Below are 259 nucleotides of genomic sequence, written 5' to 3' on the forward strand. Positions count from 1 at the left end.
ACGCATTTCACTGCTACACGCGGAATTCCACCTCCCTCTGACACACTCTAGCTCGGTAGTTAAAAATGCAGTTCCAAAGTTAAGCTCTGGGATTTCACATCTTTCTTTCCGAACCGCCTGCGCACGCTTTACGCCCAGTAATTCCGATTAACGCTTGCACCCTACGTATTACCGCGGCTGCTGGCACGTAGTTAGCAGGTGCTTATTCTTCAGGTACCGTCATCAGTTCCAGGTATTATCCGAAACCTTTTCTTCCCTG

The 259-nt window shown here is 49.0% G+C and carries 1 rRNA gene; it reads right to left on the bottom strand.

Features of this window, described 5'->3' with window-relative positions:
- Positions 1-259, bottom strand: a 16S ribosomal RNA gene (locus tag AC5162_RS06435); the annotation flags it as partial.

The sequence above is a fragment of the Fructobacillus sp. ChS1-6f1-1-27 genome (assembly GCF_059579415.1).